At 39.9% G+C, this 20,166-nt stretch carries 15 protein-coding genes; 5 read left to right on the forward strand and 10 right to left on the reverse strand.

Annotated features, from left to right (window positions below; genetic code table 11):
• Nucleotides 1–113 precede the first annotated feature (113 nt).
• From parC to GA0116959_RS09850, 5 genes are all read right to left on the reverse strand, one after another.
• The gene (gene parC, locus GA0116959_RS09830) at nt 114–2,333 is read right to left on the reverse strand and encodes a DNA topoisomerase IV subunit A (RefSeq protein WP_092720550.1); all 2,220 of its coding nucleotides are present in this window, start codon (nt 2,331–2,333) and stop codon (nt 114–116) included.
• A gap of 176 nt (nt 2,334–2,509) precedes the next feature.
• On the reverse strand, nt 2,510–3,829 hold the full coding sequence (gene niaP, locus GA0116959_RS09835) for a niacin transporter NiaP (RefSeq protein WP_092720551.1): 1,320 nt from the start codon (nt 3,827–3,829) through the stop codon (nt 2,510–2,512).
• A 126-nt stretch (nt 3,830–3,955) separates the two neighbouring features.
• Nucleotides 3,956–4,600, reverse strand: coding sequence for a trimeric intracellular cation channel family protein (locus tag GA0116959_RS09840; protein ID WP_053578990.1), 645 nt, complete (start codon nt 4,598–4,600; stop codon nt 3,956–3,958).
• A gap of 59 nt (nt 4,601–4,659) precedes the next feature.
• Nucleotides 4,660–5,127, reverse strand: a complete 468-nt coding sequence (locus tag GA0116959_RS09845) for a YchJ family protein (protein WP_092720552.1) — start codon at nt 5,125–5,127, stop codon at nt 4,660–4,662.
• Nucleotides 5,128–5,209: 82 nt separating this feature from the next.
• The gene (locus tag GA0116959_RS09850; RefSeq protein ID WP_053578992.1) at nt 5,210–6,787 is read right to left on the reverse strand and encodes a TerC family protein; all 1,578 of its coding nucleotides are present in this window, start codon (nt 6,785–6,787) and stop codon (nt 5,210–5,212) included.
• A gap of 337 nt (nt 6,788–7,124) precedes the next feature.
• On the opposite strand from GA0116959_RS09850, the gene GA0116959_RS09855 reads away from it, so the two are divergent.
• A complete protein-coding gene (locus tag GA0116959_RS09855; protein WP_092720567.1) occupies nt 7,125–7,745 on the forward strand; it encodes an LOG family protein in 621 nt (206 codons plus the stop codon).
• A 97-nt stretch (nt 7,746–7,842) separates the two neighbouring features.
• Here the strand turns inward: GA0116959_RS09855 and GA0116959_RS09860 are convergent, their stop codons facing one another.
• Together GA0116959_RS09860 and GA0116959_RS09865 are read right to left on the reverse strand one after the other, a co-directional pair.
• On the reverse strand, nt 7,843–8,811 hold the full coding sequence (locus GA0116959_RS09860; RefSeq protein WP_092720553.1) for a hypothetical protein: 969 nt from the start codon (nt 8,809–8,811) through the stop codon (nt 7,843–7,845).
• 177 nt (nt 8,812–8,988) lie between these two features.
• Nucleotides 8,989–10,902, reverse strand: a complete 1,914-nt coding sequence (locus GA0116959_RS09865) for a choice-of-anchor I family protein (RefSeq protein ID WP_092720554.1) — start codon at nt 10,900–10,902, stop codon at nt 8,989–8,991.
• A gap of 178 nt (nt 10,903–11,080) precedes the next feature.
• Between GA0116959_RS09865 and mdtD the strand changes: the two genes are divergently transcribed.
• The 4 genes from mdtD to GA0116959_RS09885 all read left to right on the forward strand — a co-directional run bounded on the left by mdtD (nt 11,081) and on the right by GA0116959_RS09885 (nt 15,260).
• Entirely contained in the window at nt 11,081–12,472 is a 1,392-nt protein-coding gene (gene mdtD / locus GA0116959_RS09870) for a multidrug transporter subunit MdtD (RefSeq protein ID WP_092720568.1), read from the forward strand.
• A gap of 77 nt (nt 12,473–12,549) precedes the next feature.
• Nucleotides 12,550–13,335 carry a glycoside hydrolase family 25 protein gene (locus tag GA0116959_RS09875; protein ID WP_092720555.1) on the forward strand — a complete coding sequence of 262 codons (786 nt, stop codon included), beginning with the start codon at nt 12,550–12,552 and terminating at the stop codon, nt 13,333–13,335.
• A gap of 134 nt (nt 13,336–13,469) precedes the next feature.
• On the forward strand, nt 13,470–14,528 hold the full coding sequence (gene dinB, locus GA0116959_RS09880) for a DNA polymerase IV (protein ID WP_092720556.1): 1,059 nt from the start codon (nt 13,470–13,472) through the stop codon (nt 14,526–14,528).
• 372 nt (nt 14,529–14,900) lie between these two features.
• Complete coding sequence (locus tag GA0116959_RS09885) at nt 14,901–15,260, forward strand: RidA family protein (RefSeq protein ID WP_092720557.1); 360 nt, start codon at nt 14,901–14,903, stop codon at nt 15,258–15,260.
• Nucleotides 15,261–15,306: 46 nt separating this feature from the next.
• On the opposite strand, the gene GA0116959_RS09890 is transcribed toward GA0116959_RS09885, so the two are convergent.
• The 3 genes from GA0116959_RS09890 to GA0116959_RS09900 all read right to left on the reverse strand — a co-directional run bounded on the left by GA0116959_RS09890 (nt 15,307) and on the right by GA0116959_RS09900 (nt 19,958).
• The gene (locus GA0116959_RS09890; RefSeq protein WP_092720558.1) at nt 15,307–15,852 is read right to left on the reverse strand and encodes a DUF2726 domain-containing protein; all 546 of its coding nucleotides are present in this window, start codon (nt 15,850–15,852) and stop codon (nt 15,307–15,309) included.
• A 346-nt stretch (nt 15,853–16,198) separates the two neighbouring features.
• On the reverse strand, nt 16,199–18,616 hold the full coding sequence (locus GA0116959_RS09895; RefSeq protein WP_092720559.1) for a YgiQ family radical SAM protein: 2,418 nt from the start codon (nt 18,614–18,616) through the stop codon (nt 16,199–16,201).
• A 121-nt stretch (nt 18,617–18,737) separates the two neighbouring features.
• A complete protein-coding gene (locus tag GA0116959_RS09900) occupies nt 18,738–19,958 on the reverse strand; it encodes an MFS transporter (protein ID WP_092720560.1) in 1,221 nt (406 codons plus the stop codon).
• Nucleotides 19,959–20,166: the final 208 nt, after the last annotated feature.

Here is a 20,166-nt window from a genome sequence, read left to right on the forward strand (position 1 = left end):
CTAACTGTTTTTCAATGTTATGCGTCATTCTTTAACTTGTTTATGCATAACATGACATCCATTTACACAAATACCCATCATATATAACGTATTTTGATCAATGGATGCTAGTTTTATCTTTGAATGAACAGTTTATTTGCTTTTTGATAGCCTCGTGGTAATAGATGACCTTTGGTCGCTCTTTTAGCGACATATTTTTGAAGATCATCGGTTTTTAATTTCAACTGTTGCTGTCCTGCAACCACTTGAATTATTTCATTTAAAGAACACAATTTCATCGATAAAATATATTCTTTAGCTTCAAGTTGTATCAGTTTATTTCCTTTACCCTTATTTAAAATAGGCAATTCTGACAAATCAAGTAGTAGCAAACGTCCGACGCTACTCAAAATAGCCAAATGCGTATGCATCTCTATCGTTTGCAGTGGCAAAGCCTGAGCACCCTTTGAGACAGTCAGGAAATTTTTACCTGCTTTTGCATTGGTATCCAGTTGTTTCGCCTGTGATTTAAAACCATAGCCTTGCGAACTCACAGCAATGATTTCATCTTCATCTTCAGCAATCAGCACTTGAATAAAACTGATGCCGCTGGCTGGCGCAAGTTTGGAACTTAAAGGTTCACCTAAACCTCGTGCAGAAGGTAGACTATTGACTGCAAGCGCATAACTGCGCCCAGTCTCATCCAAAACATAGACCCGTTGATTGGTTTTGCCTTGCGTGTGACTTAAGTATTGATCTCCAGCACGGAAGTTCAGATTTTCTACATCTACATCATGTCCTTTTGCTGAGCGAATCCAACCAGCAGCAGAAAGCACAACCGTGACAGGGTCAGCGGGTGACATATCATGCTCATTAATCGCAGTTGCTTCGGCGCGTTGCACAATAGGTGAACGTCGATCATCACCAAATTTTTTCGCATCGTCTTTAAGTTCGGTAATGATCAGATTTTTGAGTGATTCTGGATTGGCCAATTGTTCACGAATAATCGCAGCTTTGGCTTCTAATTCTTCTTGTTCGCTGCGCATTTCCATTTCTTCAAGACGAGCCAAGTGCCGTAACTTGAGTTCCAAGATGGCTTCGGCCTGAATTTCATCAATATTGAAATGTGACATCAAAACAGGTTTAGGCTGATCTTCTTCACGAATAATCCGAATGACTTCATCAATATTTAAATATGCGATGATTAATCCAGCCAAAATATGCAGGCGTTTTTCAATCTTATTTAAATGATATTGCAGTCGACGCGTGACCGTATTTTTACGAATTTCAATCCATTCCAGTAAAATTCGGCGAATGGATTTCACTTGTGGACGACCATCCGAACCAATCATGTTCATATTGACACGATAGCTCGACTCTAAATCAGTCGTAGCAAACAAATGGCTCATGACCGATTCTGCATCGATTCGGTTAGAACGCAGTACTATGACTAAACGAGTTGGATTTTTATGGTCAGACTCATCTCGTACATCACTCACCAAAGGCAGTTTTTTGGCCTGCATTTGATCTGCTATTTGGGTGATAATTTTTGAACCTGACACTTGGTAGGGTAAATCTGTAATCACGATTTCATTTTTTTCAATCGTGTACACTGCGCGCATACGGTAACTACCACGCCCAGTGATTTGAATTTTCAACAAATCATCAGCAGCAGTAATAATTTCTGCCTTAGTCGGCAAATCGGGAGCGGGAATATATTCTGCTACTTTTTCATCGCTTAAGTTTGGGTTACGAATGAGTGCAATAGTGCCTTTAATGACTTCACGCAAGTTGTGCGGTGGAATATCAGTGGCCATCCCAACGGCAATCCCTGTGGTGCCATTGAGCAAAATATTGGGTACACGTGCAGGTAAACTCACGGGCTCTTTCATTGACCCATCAAAGTTATCCTGCCAATCACAGGTGCCTTGTCCCAGTTCAGACAACAACACTTCACTATAGAGTGATAGCTTGGCTTCGGTATAACGCATGGCTGCGAACGATTTCGGATCATCGGGTGAACCCCAGTTACCCTGTCCTTCAATAAAGGGATAGCGATAACTAAAAGGCTGTGCCATCAGCACCATCGCTTCATAACAGGCCGAATCACCATGTGGATGGTATTTACCCAATACATCACCAACAGTACGGGCAGATTTTTTTGGTTTACCGCTATTTTTTAAGCCCAGCTCACTCATAGCGAATACAATACGGCGCTGTACAGGTTTTAAACCATCACTAATATGCGGCAATGCACGATCCATGATCACGTACATGGCATAATTAAGATAAGCTTGTTCAGTAAATTCGGCGACAGAACGATTTTCTGTTGCTTGATGCACAATGCTGGTCATGAAAGGCTAAAGTCCTCAATAATTCGTTTTTTATCTATAGCTGTATGCTATGTCGCAGATGCTAACGACACAAGAGCAGTCCACTACACTGTGCGACAATTAATGTCTTATGACCTAAAATTATTCATTTGATGCCATCGAATGGAATCAAAAATCAATTGCTCTGTATCAAGATGCTATAAACCGATGGATTCTAGCGTTTTGCCTTTGGTTTCTTCACCTAAAATTAAAATGACCAAAGCCACGCCTAACAATACAGCAGTAAACATCATAAAGACCTGACTAAAACCATTGTCCATGATCATGAGATGAGTCACGACAATAGGTGCGACAATCCCGCCCATCCGTCCAACGGCGGAAGCCCAACCTGAGCCAAAAGCCCGAATATTGGTCGGATATTGTTCAGGCGTATAAGTGTATAGGACGCCCCATGCGCCTAAATTAAAGAATGACAGCAGACAGCCCCAAAACATAATCATGTTTACCGTATTCGCTTGACCAAAGAAGTAGGCAGCGATAGCGCACATCCCGATAAAACTTGCCAAAGTGGGTTTTCGTCCCCACTTTTCAACCAGCCATGCTGCCGCAACATAGCCTGGCAATTGCGCCAAAATCATGATCAAAACATATTCAAACGACTGTACTATGCTATAGCCTTGCTTGACCAGTAAACTGGGTAACCAAGTAAAAATGCCATAGTACGAATAAACAATACCAAACCAAATGAGCCAAAGCATCAGAGTACGACGTGCAAATGGACCTGACCAAAGCTGACGAAAAGAAATATTTTGTTTTTCTGCAACGGGTTTAACTTCAATATAGTCAATGACTTCTACGCCACATTGACGTTCCAGTTTTTGCACCAAAGCATGTGCTTCTTCAACACGACCACGATTGATTAAATATGGTACCGATTCGGGTACTTTTTTCAAAATCATAAAGACATAAAGCGCCGGCAAACCGCCAATTAAAAAAGCAATATGCCAACCATAACTTGGAATAACAAAATAGGAAACCAGTGCAGCCACCAGCCAGCCCAAACCCCAAAAACTTTCCAGTAAAACAATAAAGCGCCCACGGACATGTGCTGGAATATATTCACTGACTAAAGTCACAGCAACAGGAAGTTGTCCGCCTAAGCCTAAACCAACAATAAAACGAAAGATCAATAACCACGTTAAATTTGGCGCAAAAGCACATAAAGCGGTCGCAATACTATAAATCACCAAGGTCATGGCAAAGACGGTACGTCGTCCAATACGGTCGGCCAACCCACCTGAAAATACGGCCCCGATCGCCATACCCACAAAACCAATAGACACAACCCAGCCTTTTTCACTGGCACTCATGTTCCATTCTTCTGCCATACTGGTCAAAATAAAGGCAATTAAACCCGTATCCATCGCATCGAACATCCAACCCAGACCAATGACCCAGAGCAAGGTATAGTGAAACTTTCCGATGGGTAAGCGTTGTACGCGTGAGACTAAATCCATAACAACAACTCTCATTGAGTGAAAGGCGGTGGCCTGTTTTCTCAACAGGTTTTCTTTTTATTCACTTGTTTGAATATCATCAAAAATTGATATGATCTATCTAAAATAATCATTTTTATTTCAATATTATGATGCATCTCGAGAAGATGCCGATTGATCATCATCATCTTTATAAATAAATTTTGGCATTTCCAAACCGAAATAAATCGCAATACAACGCAAAGAAAAACCGAAGATCAGCGTAAAAATAACGGTGACTTCCATAGATAAGCCAATTTCTTGACAGACCCAGTAGCAAATAACGGAAACAAAGGAAATACTGGCATATAATTCACGACGGAACACCAAAGGCACATCGTTACATAAAATGTCGCGTAAAATCCCGCCTGATACCCCAGTCAGTACACCCGCTACCGCTGAAACAACAAAACCGTGTCCCATTTGCATCGCAATTTGGCAACCAATGACGGTAAAGCCAATTAATCCCATCGCATCTAAAATCAAGAAGATAGACCTTAAATGGCGCATCCATTTAGCAATGAGAATAGTGACAAAAGCCGCGGCACAAGTCAGCACTAAATATTCTGGATGTTTGACCCAAGTCAATGGATAGTGACCGAGTAATACATCGCGAACTGAACCGCCTCCGAGCGCCGTAACACAAGCAATCAGTGTTACTCCGAACCAGTCCATACTACGTCGACCTGCCGACAATGCGCCTGTCATTGCTTCGGCTGTAATTGCAATAATATAAATGACGAGTAGTAACATTGCCCTTGTTCCACTGAGGGGAATTGATGCGCGTATTCTAAGACAAATTTAAGCTAAAATTATAAATATTGCGCACAACATTGTTTAAATTTTTTTCCTGAGCCACAAATACACGGTTGCTTCATGGTGATCTGTATTTCTAGGGTGGGATCTAAAAAATACCATGCATCTGCATAGTGCGCAAAATGAGACACCTCATTATGAACATTTATATTTGTCCCATCATGATAATGCGCTTTAAACTCAACTTGTGCATGATTTTTATCTAGTTGTTCTTTGCTCTGGACAATTTCGAGTTTAAGCCACTGATTAGATTGACTCCACTCCGCCATGGCCGCTACATCCAACTCGGATTGCTGCCCAATAGCCGTGGTTTTTACGAGATACTCAATCTCTTGCCGGGCAAATGCACTATAACGCGAACGCATTAATTGCTCTGCAGTTTGCGCTTTGATTTTTTCCTGATGTAGCGGTTGGCAACATTCACGATAATGGCCACGTCCGCAGGGACAATTGCTTTCTAACATGAATTTTCCATCTAAAAATAGCCCGATTGTCTGGGCTATTTTAATGGATTGAGTAATTTAAAGTAGAAATTTTCTACCTCAATTAATCATTACTCTCTGAAGCAACATACGGCATCAAATGAACTTTATCAATTTTATGCCCATCCATAGTAACCACTTCGAAAATATAACCATCTGCTGTTAATTTTGCCCCACTTTCAGGCAAACGCCCAAGATGGAATAAAATATAACCTGACAAAGTTGAATATTGCTCAGATTCATCAACCAAGTCCTGCCCCAACAGTAAGGAAACATGACGAATATCGGTTGAACCTTCGAGCATTAGCGTTCCATCCTCTAAACTTTCTGCAGCTGTTTCCAGCTCATCTTCATCAGGAAACTCACCTGCGATCGCTTCAAGTACATCAATCGGAGTTGCAATGCCTTCGATAGAACCATATTCATTCAGTACAATTGCCATCTGTAACGGTGCTTGACGTAATTGCTCCATCACCATAAGCACTTGGGCATTTTCATGCACAATCACTGGTTCACGCAAATGACGTTCAAAATTGAGGACACCCGTTTCAATATATTCATTCATGACTTTATGGGTCAGTACAATACCTGAAATATTGTCTAATTCCCCGCGTGCGACAATTAGCCGTGAATGGGTCATGCTGAGCAACTGTTCTTTAATAGAGGCTTCGTCTTCATCTAAATCAATCCATTCCAGTTCTGGACGTGGTGTCATCACCGATTTGACTGGACGTTCAGAAAGTCCCAGAACACCTTGTACCATCACACTATGATAAGCACCATTTTCTTCATCAAAGACTTCATCGGCAAAGGCACGCGTAGCCAATACATTTTCAGGTTCATTATTTTGTGAGTCGCTTTTGCCACCCAGCATACGCATCACGGCTGATGCAGTGCGATAACGTAAATCTGTGGTGGTGACCATTTTTTCCTGATTACGGCGCATGGTCTGATTGATAAATTCAACCACCACTGAAAAACCAATCGCAGCGTATAAATAGCCTTTTGGAATATGGAAACCAAAACCTTCAACAATCAGTGAAAAACCGATCATCATCAGGAAACCCAGACATAAAATCACCACGGTAGGGTGTTTATTGACAAACTCCATCAATGGTTTTGAAGCCCACAGCATAATCCCCACGGCAATAATCACCGCAATCATCATCACTGACAGCTCTTTCACCATTCCAACAGCAGTAATAACGCTATCGAGTGAAAATACAGCATCGAGTACGACGATTTGAACAATCACCATCCAAAAAGCAGCATGTACGGGGTTTTCTTCTTTTTGCGGCTGTGCTCCCTCTAGACGTTCATGTAATTCCATGGTGCCTTTAAATAACAGGAATACACCACCGAACAAGAGAATTAAATCACGACCCGAGAAAGCATGATCAAAAATATGGAACAGCGGTTGAGTCAGCGTCACGACCCAAGCGATTGAGGCCAATAAAACCAAACGCATCAGCAGTGCTAAAATTAAACCGACAATCCGCCCCGTATTGCGCTGATGAGGCGGTAGTTTTTCGGCTAAAATGGCAATAAAAACCAGATTATCAATGCCGAGTACAATCTCCAAAACCACCAAAGTGGCCAGTCCAATCCATGCAGATGGATCTGACATCCATTCAAAGATCATTGGAGATTCTCCCGCATGAAATTCAAGCTTGAGTTTAGAAAATTAATTTTATAATCGATAAATATGCACTGAACATTCTGCTGTGTAATTTTTATGTACGAATGAAAATGTTCGGTGCGATGACAACCACTGCCCATGTTGATTCATTTGTTGGAAAACAGATTTTCAGTATAACAAGCTGAATTAAAAATTCCTTCTTTTTTCAATCTACAGCGCTTTACTCTCACTAATTTTCAACAAATCTTTGCAAAGCCCTCCTATTCAGCAATATGTACTGTCATATTTTCTACCTAAACTAGAGCATGAAAAAATAAAGTGTTATGGTAAAAATATAATGATGAACAGTGTAGTAAAAATGACTCCAAAACATAAAAATCCTTCTGCTCAAACTACCCAACCTTTAATTGCACTGTATTGCGGTTCACGTTTAGGCAATAAACCCATTTATCAAGAAAAAGCGATCGCACTGGCGCAAGCACTGGCCGAACTCGGCTTTGGTCTGGTCTATGGTGGTGCCAGTATTGGTTTAATGGGTCAAGTCGCAGATGCATTCAGACAGCAAAATGGCGAAACCGTAGGGGTCATTCCTGAGTTTATGCTGGATTATGAAATTGCCCACAATCAGCTGACTGAATTGCATATTGTCAAAACCATGCATGAACGCAAAGCCATTATGGCTGAACGTGCCAGTGCTTTTGTGGCATTGCCAGGTGGTTTAGGGACGTTTGAAGAAATTCTAGAAGTTGCGACCTGGGCACAGTTAAATCAGCATCAAAAACCAATGATGCTTTACAACGTCAATGGTTTTTATAATGCCTTAATTACTCAGCTTGATCATGCCGTTGAAGAAGGTTTTTTACCGCCCCAACATCGTGCGAAACTGATTATTTGCAATCATGCCGATCAGATCATCAATGCCATTAAAAATCTGAATGCACCTAAACATTTTGTTATTTAAACAATCATCTACCTTTTAGACTCTCAAGCCAGTATTGCCACGTTATTTTTATAAAATTTGATTGGCTGAATACTGGCTTTTTCTTGCCGTGTTTTATCTATAAATTTGAAATAAACTGATAAAACCAAGGCAAAGTCGTTGCCAACACAATACTCATGATTAAACCAAACATCAGTTTCATGGCATCTTTACTGACATTTCGTGAGGTTCGATATTTATTCACTTCAGCCAAGTGCATCGACATCGCAAATTCACGACCCGCCAGTAAACCTAAGAATACCCAAGTGGTACTCATCGGAATATTGCTCCACTCTTTAAAAATTAATAAAATAATGGCATAAATAAAATCAATAATTGTGGCAGAACGAATATCAGCAACACCCGTTTTCGTGTCAATAATTTTTTGAATAGCGCCACCGCGTTGATAAAAAATCATGCCCAACAAAATGACAAAAACCAATATGGCAAACACCAAAAATGAAAATGGCACTTGACGTGGAACATAAACAAAAATATTGGCTAAGTCTTGAATCAGCCACTGACTCCACAAAAAGGCGGTAGATACCCATTGCAGCCCCACCCAAATATGAGCGGGTTTATGGTCACGCGTTTTACTGAAATAAACTGAAATGCCTTTAATCACAAAGCGGTAAACAATGATTGCGACCACAAAAGCAACCGCATAGCCCATCATTGACTTGGTGAGCATTGCTCCCAAACTACTGGGCGAGAAAATGGTCAGAACCAAAAATGTAGTACTGACAGGAATGCCATATTTGGTTAAAAGAATCAGTAAAACGGGTGGAACAATATATAACCAAGTGATACCCGTTGCAGGGAAAGGAATGGTTTCTAAACGTCCATATGAAGCATCACCGATACCTGAAGCCCACCAACCATAGAGTAAAACAAGAGTTAAAATACTACTGGTATACAGCCACAACATCCACCAAGGGCGGTGTGCATTTGATGAAATAAAAGTACCTAAAGTCTGTGGTACATCATTTCCGACAATTGAATACGCGGCCAAACAAAAGCCTACAATCATCAAAATTTCGATTGTCATAACAACAAAACCTATTTCACCAATGAAAAATCCAATTCAGTACAACTGAAAAGTGTGAAGGAGATTATGACATAACCGTGACAGGATATTCTGAAAGCCATAAAAAAAGCCCCCAGTCGATCAGATGAAATGTCTGAAATGCAGGAGGCTTTAAGATTACGGATTTAAATCATTATTTTATTTTAGCTTGACTTCAAAAATTGCAGTGCTACCACTCACTTCATTACCAACAATTAATAAAGGCTTACCATTCGGCACATCTTTTGCTGCCACAAAGACCAAACCTTCTGGCCCTAGATCACCCAAAGCTGAACCACGACCGGCTTTAAATTCTGTTTCAGGGTCTTTCACAAAGTCTTCGCGCGTATTTAAATAATCTTGAAAAATAGGTTTTTTCGGATCAGTGATGTCATAAACCATCACCCCACCTGTACGTTCTAAACCAATAAAGACAAAGAATTTTTTACCAATTTGACCAATCGCAATACCTTCAGGCTCTGGGCCTTTGGCATCTGAACGTGAGTCAAAGGCATCACCTTCATCATGACCTGTGTTAAAGAAATCTTTGGCATTGATGTTGCGGTTTTTACCAAACTTGGCAAGATCACTGGCGAGATATTTTTCAAAGGCATCGCCCGAATCCCACACTAATACGCCGTTTTCATCCCAAATTGAGAATGAACGTGCACCATAAGAATAAAGATTCTTATACAGCAAGCGATTCCCCGCTGGGTCTTTATCACCATTTGCGTTGTACATAACGGGTGCACCAGTTATCGCATCAGTTTCATAACCCATCGTCCAAGAGATGTTTAAACGTCCTAAAACATCATCATTGCGGCAGTTCCCGACTTTGCCTTTTTCTGCACCACACCATGCAAAATTCACTGGATCGAGCAATGCGCCAGCAGCTAAATCACGTAATTGCGGCGGTAAGTCATCGTTCGCACGGCGATCAAAACCATCTTTATGTACCAAATGTTTGACGCGGAATTCCTCGACAAAACCTTTGCTACGATTGCCCGCCCAATAAGCATCGTCATCTTCACCCCATGCACGTGAATCACCTTCATTGGCCGTCACAAGATAGGTTTTTCCAGCCACTTGATAGCTACCAATGGAATCCGGTAAATACATGCCATAGACGCTTGGTTGAGTTTTAATATCAATGCCTTTAGGATCATCACTAGCATCAATGCCGTTACCCGCTGTGCCATAATTTTTGTAGCCGAATGGCAGCAGGTCGAGCACTTTAGCCGTCGCAAGATCAATTTTTGCCAATGCGTTATTTTCCTGCAAGGTCACCCATGCGGTTTTATTATCGGCAGAAACGGTGATGTATTCAGGTTCCAAGTCTTTGGCTGCACTGGTCAAATTATTTGCAGCATAAGCTTGGGTATTGTCTTTTGGCCCATAAATGCGGATACCTTTGGCGCGTAATTCGGCTTCTTTACCATTAAAGGCATTGAAATCGGCTGTTTTTAATACGGGTTTATTCACATCACCAAGATCAATGATGCTGACTGTCCCTTCTGGATCAATACTATAGTCATCATTTGGTTCGCCTTCATTGGCCACCAAAATGGTTTTACCATCTGGGCTGAAGACGACATTGTCAGGCAACGCACCTATTTGAATTGGTGTAGTCAATGGTTTCGTTAAATCGTTGGTTTTATACAAAATCACCCAACCATTATCGGTTTTTTTCGCTGCTTGAACTGCAACCGCAACGATGCCATTTTTGACAGCGACACTGTTAATCTCAGAACCTGCAAATAGGGTGCGACTGGTAATTTCACCAATATGTACGGGATTTTCTGGTTTAGATAAATCCAGTACATCCACTGCACCTTTTTTGGCATTGACAATAAAACCACGTTTTGTTGCTGCATCATAAGCAGGAATCTCAGCTGCACCTTCAGCAAAAAAACCCGTTTCATACCGTCCAATTGAACTCAGTTCAATACTGTTGGGTGTGGTTTCTTCAACAACAGGTGGTGTAGTGGCTGCTGTTTTATCACTGTCGTCATTGCACGCGACCATCCCCACAGAAAGTAATGCCATCATCAGCACAGAAATTTGAGTTTTCATTGTTATCCTATTGTCTTGGTTTTTAAATTTTGACCAATTTATAAAGAAAGCATGTCATCTCAATGACGATTTAATGTCAGTTTTATTGCATTTTATTGACCATCCAAAATTGAACTTTTTCTTACAACATTTATTCCAGATTGCTTTACACTATTTAAAAATACTCTTTTGTACTTTTATGAATGTCAGTCCTTCACATCAAGCCGTACAACCTGAATATCGACTTTTAGTCTTTTTAGTTTCGATTGGCTTTTTTATGCAGGCGCTAGACACCACGATTGTCAATACAGCCTTGCCGATCATGGCCAAAAGCCTGAACGAAAATCCTTTGCATATGCATAGTGTGGTGGTGGCTTATGTTCTTTCTGTGGCCGCTTGTATTCCTTTAAGTGGCTGGTTCGCAGATCGCTTTGGTATCCGTAATACTTATTTTTCATCTATTGTGATTTTTACACTGGCCTCGTTGGGCTGTGCATTGTCTCAAAGTTTAGAGCAACTGCTATTTTTCCGTGTCATTCAAGGTATAGGCGGGGCTTTATTGCTTCCCGTCGGCCGATTGGCCATGCTGAAAGTGATTCCAAGAGTTCAGTTTTTATCTGCCATGAGCCTGATGAGTCTAGCAGGATTGATTGGTCCGCTCATCGGTCCAACTTTAGGCGGCTGGTTGGTGGAAGCTGCGACTTGGCACTGGATTTTTCTAATCAATCTTCCAATGGGTCTGTTGGGTATTTTTGTCACGTTTAAAGCCATGCCGAATATCACGGAAGCACAAGTCAAAAAATTTGATTTCAGTGGATTTATGCTTTTGGTGGTGGCGATGGTCGGTATCTCCTTAGGTATTGAAAACTTTTCCAGTGCGCAAAATTCTCTAGGCTTTAGTGTCGGTTTAATTTTAATTGGGCTGGTGGCAACGGGAATCTATGCCTATCATGCACATACCCATCAAAATGCACTATTTCGCAGTACATTATTTGAAAATAAGATCTATGCGATTGGTATCATCGGCAATTTTTTTGCACGTTTGGGTGGAAATGCACTCCCCTTTTTATTACCCTTAATGCTGCAAGTCGCTTTCGGTTTTAGTCCACTGGTTACAGGATTAATGATGATCCCTACTGTTTTGGGATCCTTGGTTTCAAAACCGATCATTCGACCTTTGATCCAACGCTTTGGTTACAGACAAGTATTATTGGTCAATACCCTGTTGGTTGGAACATGCATTGCCAGCCTTGCGCTGACCACTGCGGACACACCACTCTGGCTAAGAGCCTTACATTTTTTTATTTTTGGTATTTTAAACTCACTACAATTTGTTTCCATGAATACGCTGACCTTAAAGGACTTAGCCCAATCACAAGCCAGCAGTGGTAACAGTTTTTTATCCATGATTATGATGTTATCAATGAGTATCGGTGTGGCATTAGCGGGTACTTTGGTGAATCTTTTCACTGTATATTATGGAACAGCACAAATAACAGCAGCGTTCCACAGCACTCTCATTTGTTTGGGCTGTATTAATTTGATTACCGCTTGCATTTTTTGGCGTATTCCTCGACACACCCCCATATAATGACGTCATACACGCCAGTTTATGTAAAATTGTTGACTGTGCGATGACCTTTAGACTAAGCCAGCGTCAAAAAAATTATGCCAAAACAACGAACAGCTAAAAACAGCTATAAAAAAATTTATGCTTCTTGCGCGGGTTTAGGCATCGCGTGTTTGGCTCTTTTCGTCTATACATTTTTTTTACATCACAATCCTGCATCGGCACAAGAATATCCCATTAAAGGTTTTGATGTTTCACATCATCAGGGTGAGATTGAATGGAGAAAAATATCACCCAAAACCTTCCAATTCATTTATTTAAAAGCCACAGAAGGTGGCGATTTTAAAGATCGAAAATTCCAAGATAACTGGATACAAGCACGTGAACAGGGTTTTCTAGTCGGTGCATATCATTTTTACCGTTTGTGCCGTGATGGTAGGATTCAAGCACAAAATTTTATTGAAACTGTCCCCAATAAAGCAGATGCTTTACCCCCCGTTATTGATCTGGAATATGACAGCAACTGTATCAATACGTATACCAAAGAACAGCTACTTAAAGAAATTCAAGTGATGCACGACCAACTTTATCAACACTATGGCAAACAGCCGATTTTTTATATTTCTAAATCCTTTTATAATATTATTTTAGCAGGTCAGTTTACAAAAACGCCGCTTTGGGTACGTGAATATCAAAGTAAACCCGATTTGAAAAATAATCCTGCATGGCTATTTTGGCAACATACCAATCAAGGCAAAATTAAAGGAATTTCTAAAGAAGTTGATCTCAATGTTTTTTATGGCAGTCAATATGAGTGGGCGCATTTTCTAGAACAAAATGGCATTGATCGTTCAAAATATTTTCAAAATCTGCCGTCAAAATAACACGCTTATTTTCCCTATTTAAAATACTTAAAGATGTTCAAGATGCGTTTTAATAGCGAGCTTCTATTGTACAAATAATAGAGTGAAAATGAGATACTCAAGCTTGGAACAGCGCAAAGACTAAAACCGCTTGTATGAGAAAAATTATTCATATTGATATGGATGCTTTTTTTGCATCTGTAGAGCTCAAAGATCGCCCCGAGTTAAAAAACTTACCTGTGGTTATCTCGTCGCATCATGTACGAGCAGTCATTGCAGCGGCGTCTTATCCCGCCCGCAAGTTTGGTTTACGCTCTGCCATGTCGATGACCCAAGCCAAAATACTCTGTCCACAATTGATTATTATTGAACCCAATTTTGAAAAATATCGACAAGTTTCTCAGCAGCTTCATCAAATTTTTCAAAATTATACGGCTTGCATTGAGCCTTTGTCCCTAGATGAGGCCTACTTAGATGTCACCGAAAATTTAAAAAATATTCCGAGTGCCACTGAAGTCGCGATTCAAATACGTGAAGATATTTTCAACGTTACAGGATTGACTGCCTCTGCTGGCGTTGCCCCGAATAAATTTCTTGCTAAAATTGCTTCAGACTGGCATAAACCCGATGGACTTTGTGTAATTAAACCGCATCAAGTTCAAAGCTTTATCCAAGATTTACCTTTAAAAAAAATTCCTGGTGTAGGGAAAGTAACACAAGAAAAACTTAAAGTACTCAATCTGCATAGTTTAGGAGATTTACAACGTATTGAAGAAACCGTTTTAATTCAACATTTTGGAAAATACGGCCATCAACTTTTCATGTATGCACAAGGCATTGATGATCGACCTGTACAGGTGAGCCGAGAACGGCAACAAATCTCTAAAGAAACCACCTTTGATACTGATTTAAGTTTAGATGAATGTCGTAAATATTGGCCTCAATTAATTCACCAAGTCTGGAATAGTTTGAATAAAAAACAACTCTGTGCGCGTGGCGTTTCTGCCAAATTAAAACTTAAAAATTTTCAAACCTTACAACACAGTAAGAGCTTCAAACAACCACTTCAAACGCAACAGGATTTAGAGCATGTTCTTCAACAATTACTGCTTGAAATGCAAATCCCAAAACATTTTCAATTCCGTTTGATTGGGATTGGGGTCTATCATCTTTCCGAACAAAATGATCAGCCACAACTTTCTTTATGGCCATAATTTATGTTTTTTAAGTAAAATAACAAAATGTGAGCAATTTTTTACCCATCCACCCTTTTTTTACGGTACTCTATCGGCGCGATGCATTTATCCATGTCATCGCTGAGATGCTAAAAATCACCTTCACTTTTAGCATCCTTGTCCTGTGATTAACGTGACGATCAAATCCGAACATTACAGGGCAACGTTGTCGTCCAGCATGGAAATTTTCTGCTTCTGCATCTCTATACCCTTAGTTACTTTCAAAAATAATCAACAGCTAAACCCTCATTTATCCTTGCTCATGTTGCTTAGATCTTATATTTTTCTTTTCCTACATTCCAATTGAATGAATATTACTGCAAAATGCGCAAAATATAGGATTGAATCTTTATGACTATTCAACGTCTACATGTCGAAAAACGTTATTGCGAAGTGGCTATTTCAGGAAATCTGGTGCATTTAGCCGGTCAATTGGCCAATGATACCTCACTCGATATTAAAGCCCAAACACAAGAAACTTTGGCCAATATTGATCGTTTATTATTTGAAGCAGGTACAGATAAAAGCCATATTTTATCGGTTTTAATTTTTTTAAAAGATATTGAACAAGACTATGCGGCAATGAATCAAGTATGGGATGCTTGGGTTGCAGATGGTCATCCGCCCGCACGTACGTGTGTTGAAGCCAAACTCTATACACCAGAAGTTCTGGTTGAAATGACGGTAACTGCTGTTCGTTCAACAATTTGAAATAAATGATAAAAAAAGCATGAACCTTAATTCATGCTTTTTTATATTAACTAAAAAGACGTACTTTTTTACGCTTTAAGTCTGGATAAAAACTATATTTTTTACGATCGTCCTCTAAATGTGCATCTAATATATGATGAGGAAATTTCTCAAGCAGAAAATCTTGTTTCAACTGATAAAACTCAGGCACGCTTGAATAGCGAATCACTTGATATCCTGCCATTTCTAAAAGGGCATCTTGATATTGAGCATCTTGTGGACGCTTTAATGCCATCGGATCATCTAACGCAATAATGGTTTTTATTTGATGGGCATCATCAAGAATCACAAAGTCTGCCGCCATATTGCGATATTTATGACGAGTACGTGTATATTTTGTGGTCAACAAAGCATCAAAAGATACATGTGCAAGAATAGTGCTCTCAGGCAATATTTCTTTTAAACGCATAAAAGTGATTTGTTGATTAATATTAAAAACAGCTCTTTGTTTTAATACGCTGTCCTTTTTCTGAGTACGGCTGTTTAAACTTTTCCAAGCCATGTACAGTACATAACAAAGCACTAAAATTCCAATGAGAATATAAATGATCATTTTCTTAATCCTTTAAATTTTTTATAATCTTTTCGGTATCACACCGATTTTTTCTATTATCGATCATGAGTATATACCGAGTCTTTTTATTAAATATTTCAAGTAAACAAACTGCATTTAATTATGACGAAAACATCATAAAAACTGACAAAAAATTGCACTTATTCTAATATTCATCCCTAATGTGCAAATCAAATCCTTTCATTGACACTATAAATACTTTAGCTCAAGCCTGTGTATGCTTGCAATAGAACTTTAGGCTATTGTCCTACAATTCCGATAAAATGCACTATTCATCTTTTTGTCATAAAAAAGAACGCTGATGCGTTCTTTTTTAATCAGAATATTAAGCTTTTATCTTAGATTTAGCTTTGCCTTTCGGTTTCGCTTTTCCGAATGGTTTTTGCTGATCACTTGTTTCACGCGGAGGCAATCCAGTATGCTGAGTCAAAATTTGTCCTCGTTCAGGACGTTTTTTGGTATTGGATGGACGCGATTGATTCGTTGTCTGATTACTTCCAGTCGCATGATCCGTACTGCGTTTTTGTGAATCACCGGCAACCGTCGAGTTCTTCTTACGTGCCGATTGATACTGCCCTTCAGTTCCCACAGGTTGATAAGTCGGAATCAAATGCTGTTTCGAGTTACCAATTAAATCTGCACGACCCATTTCCTTCAATGCTTCACGGAGTAATGGCCAGTTATTTGAATCATGGTAACGCAAGAATGCTTTGTGAATACGACGACGTTTATCACCTTTCACAATATCGACATTTTCGGTATAACGTGCCACTTTTGCCAGTGGGTTTTTACCAGTGTGATACATGGTGGTTGCCGTGGCCATAGGTGATGGATAGAAGGTCTGTACTTGATCCGCACGGAAACCATTCTTCTTCAACCAAATCGCCAGATTCATCATGTCATATTCGGTTGTACCCGGATGTGCTGCGATAAAGTAAGGGATAAGATATTGTTCTTTACCTGCTTCTTTACTAAAACGATCAAACATCTGTTTAAAACGGTCATAAGCACCAATACCCGGTTTCATCATCTTGGATAATGGCCCTTTTTCGGTATGTTCAGGCGCAATTTTTAAATAACCACCGACGTGATGCTGTACCAGTTCTTTGACATATTCAGGGTTTAGTACCGCAAGGTCATAACGCAAACCTGAACCAATTAAGATTTTTTTAATGCCTTTGAGTTCACGTGCTTTACGATATAACTGAGTTAACGGTGCATGATCAGTATGTAAGTTCTGACATACCCCTGGATATACACAAGACGGTTTACGACAATTCTTCTCAATTTCTGGATCTTTACACTGCAAACGATACATGTTTGCCGTTGGCCCACCCAAGTCTGAAATAATGCCCGTAAAGCCCGGTGCTGTATCACGGATTTTTTCAACTTCACGCAAAATTGATTCTTCAGAACGGTTCTGGATAATGCGTCCTTCATGTTCTGTAATAGAACAGAAAGTACAGCCGCCAAAACAACCACGCATAATGTTCACAGAGAACTTAATCATGTCAAATGCAGGGAAACGTGCTTCACCATAAGATGGATGCGGCAGACGCGCATACGGCAAATCGAACACATAGTCCATTTCTTCCGTCGTCAACGGAATAGGTGGCGCATTTAACCAAACATCACGTTCGCCATGCTTTTGTACCATGGCCCGCGCATTGCCTGGATTAGTTTCCAAATGCAAAATACGGTTGGCATGCGCATATAATACTGGATCTGCTGACACTTCTTCAAAGGCAGGTAAACGAATTACGGCCAACTCACGGGGCGGTAATTTATGTTTAATCGCTTTCGAAGCAGGCTGTAACTGAACAATTTGGGTGTCTTGATCTAAGTTGTCGCCTTCACGCAAAATCGGATTAGCGACAAATTCTTTTTGGAAATTTTGGTATTTAGTCAGTGAATTGCCTTTATCTTGTTCAATTTCACACCCATCTAAATCCTCTGTCATGACGTAAGGATTAATGATCGGATCTACACGACCTATGCTATCAACATCATTCGATGCGATTTCAACAAATTGAGCTTTCGATGCACGATTATGTTTATTCACAATAAAAGCAGTTCCACGAACATCGGTAATTTCGTGAATTTTTTGACCTTTCGCAAGACGATGCATGACTTCCACAATCGAACGTTCGCCATTACCATACATGAGTAAATCGGCTTTTGAATCCATTAAAACTGAGCGACGGACTTTGTCTGACCAATAATCATAATGTGCAATACGACGCAATGACGCTTCAATTCCACCGAGTAAAACCGGCACATCAGGAAAGGCTTCACGGCAACGCTGACAATATACGGTAGCAGCACGGTCTGGGCGTTTATTCGGTTGATTATCAGGTGAATAAGCATCATCCGAACGAATTTTACGATCTGCCGTATAACGGTTAATCATCGAATCCATATTACCTGCGGTTACACCCCATGCAATCGTTGGTTTTCCCAGTACTCGAAAAGCCTCTGGATTGGTCCAATCTGGCTGCGCAATAATACCAACGCGGAAACCTTGTGCTTCTAATGTACGACCAATAATGCCAGAACAAAATGAAGGATGATCAATATAAGCATCCCCACAGACCAAGATAAAGTCACATGCATCCCAACCCAGCACATCCATTTCTTCGCGTGACATTGGCAAAAATGGAGCGGGTTCAAAACACGATGCCCAATATTTGTCATAATCAAACAATGCAGTGGGCGCTGTCTGAGCGGTATAAGCGGTAGACATGATTTATTATCTCGATTGGCAGATGGCGATCGGGAGAGATCAAAGATGAAAGCCGATCATTTTAGCATGAATTTGATTCAGGTTCTTGATTAAAAAATAAACACAAACAGACGCTTAAATTTTAATTTTTATCTATTGAGATCATGGCTTGACGAGATAGGTTCACAGCGAAAAATAAACCCAAAAACAGAATGACACTAATGAATGCCGTCAAACCATTCCAACCAAAATATTCCCAAACCAAACCACTACTACTGCCTAAGAAACTTGAACCCATATAATAGCTAAATAAATATAAAGATGAACCCACTGCGCGATATTGCAATGCTTGTACAGCGACCCAACTACTACAAGTCGAATGTGCTGCAAAAAATGCAAAAGTAAAAATGCCTAAACCCAATAAAACTAAACCGATAGATGTTGTTCGCATCAACCATAAACCGGTTAGCATAAAGATTAACATTACAGGCAAAACTCGATGTCGACCAAATTTTTCACCCCATTTTGCTGCACGAGGTGAACTATAAATTCCTGCTAAATATGCAACAGAAATTAATCCAATCCATATTTGTGATAATTGGAAAGGCTTTTCTAAGAGGTGATAACTCATATAATTAAATATCGTTACAAAGCAGCCCATTAAAATAAAACCTTGGGCAAACAATAAACGAAGCTTAGAGTCACTGAAATTTTTGATAAACGACTTTTTAAAGCGTGAAAATGCAATCGGATAAGCTTTAAAATGTTTAGATTGAGGTAAAATAAGATAAAAAATTACTGCGCTGATGAAATTTAATATACCAATCAATAAAATAACTTTTTGCCATGCCATAAAATCGATCAATACACCTGCAATCAAACGGCCACCCATTCCACCAATTGCAGTTCCTGAAATATATAGCCCCATCGCGAGACCTATATCCTGTTGGGCAATTTCCTCACCAATATAAGTCATTGCAACCGCAGCTACTCCGCTAACTGCAAATCCGATCAACACACGTGTGCCAATAAAAATTTCCCAAATTGGAAATAATGAACTCAGGATCAGTAAAAGAGCCGTTAAAAGTAAGGCCCAAACCATAATCACCTTACGACCAAAACGATCTGAAATGAGTCCACTAAACAGTAGTCCTACTGCTAAAGCAATTGTGGAAGCAGATAAAGGAAAACTACTATGCGTAGGGGAAACAGCAAAAAACTGTGCAAAAATGGGCATCATGGGCTGCACACAATACAACGATGAAAAAGAAGAAAAGCCCGCTAAAAATAATGACAGTAAAATGGCAAAAAAAGGACGTGTACCATACTGAATATGAGTGGAAATAACAGTGGAATCAGACATAAAAGCTCCATATGCCTATTTAGTATAACCCTGTTTCAACCTAAATTAAGGAAAGAACAAATTGAAGCTACGGCTTACTCTAATTTCTGAAATCATTAAGAGTTTACTTTCTACTTTTTAAATTATGTATAGAAAAACCCCCCTCAGTCTTTTGACTGAGGGGGGTTTAGAATAATGAGCTGGCGATGACTTACTCTCACATGGGTAA

Source organism: Acinetobacter albensis, assembly GCF_900095025.1.
GTDB classification, from domain to species: domain Bacteria; phylum Pseudomonadota; class Gammaproteobacteria; order Pseudomonadales; family Moraxellaceae; genus Acinetobacter; species Acinetobacter albensis.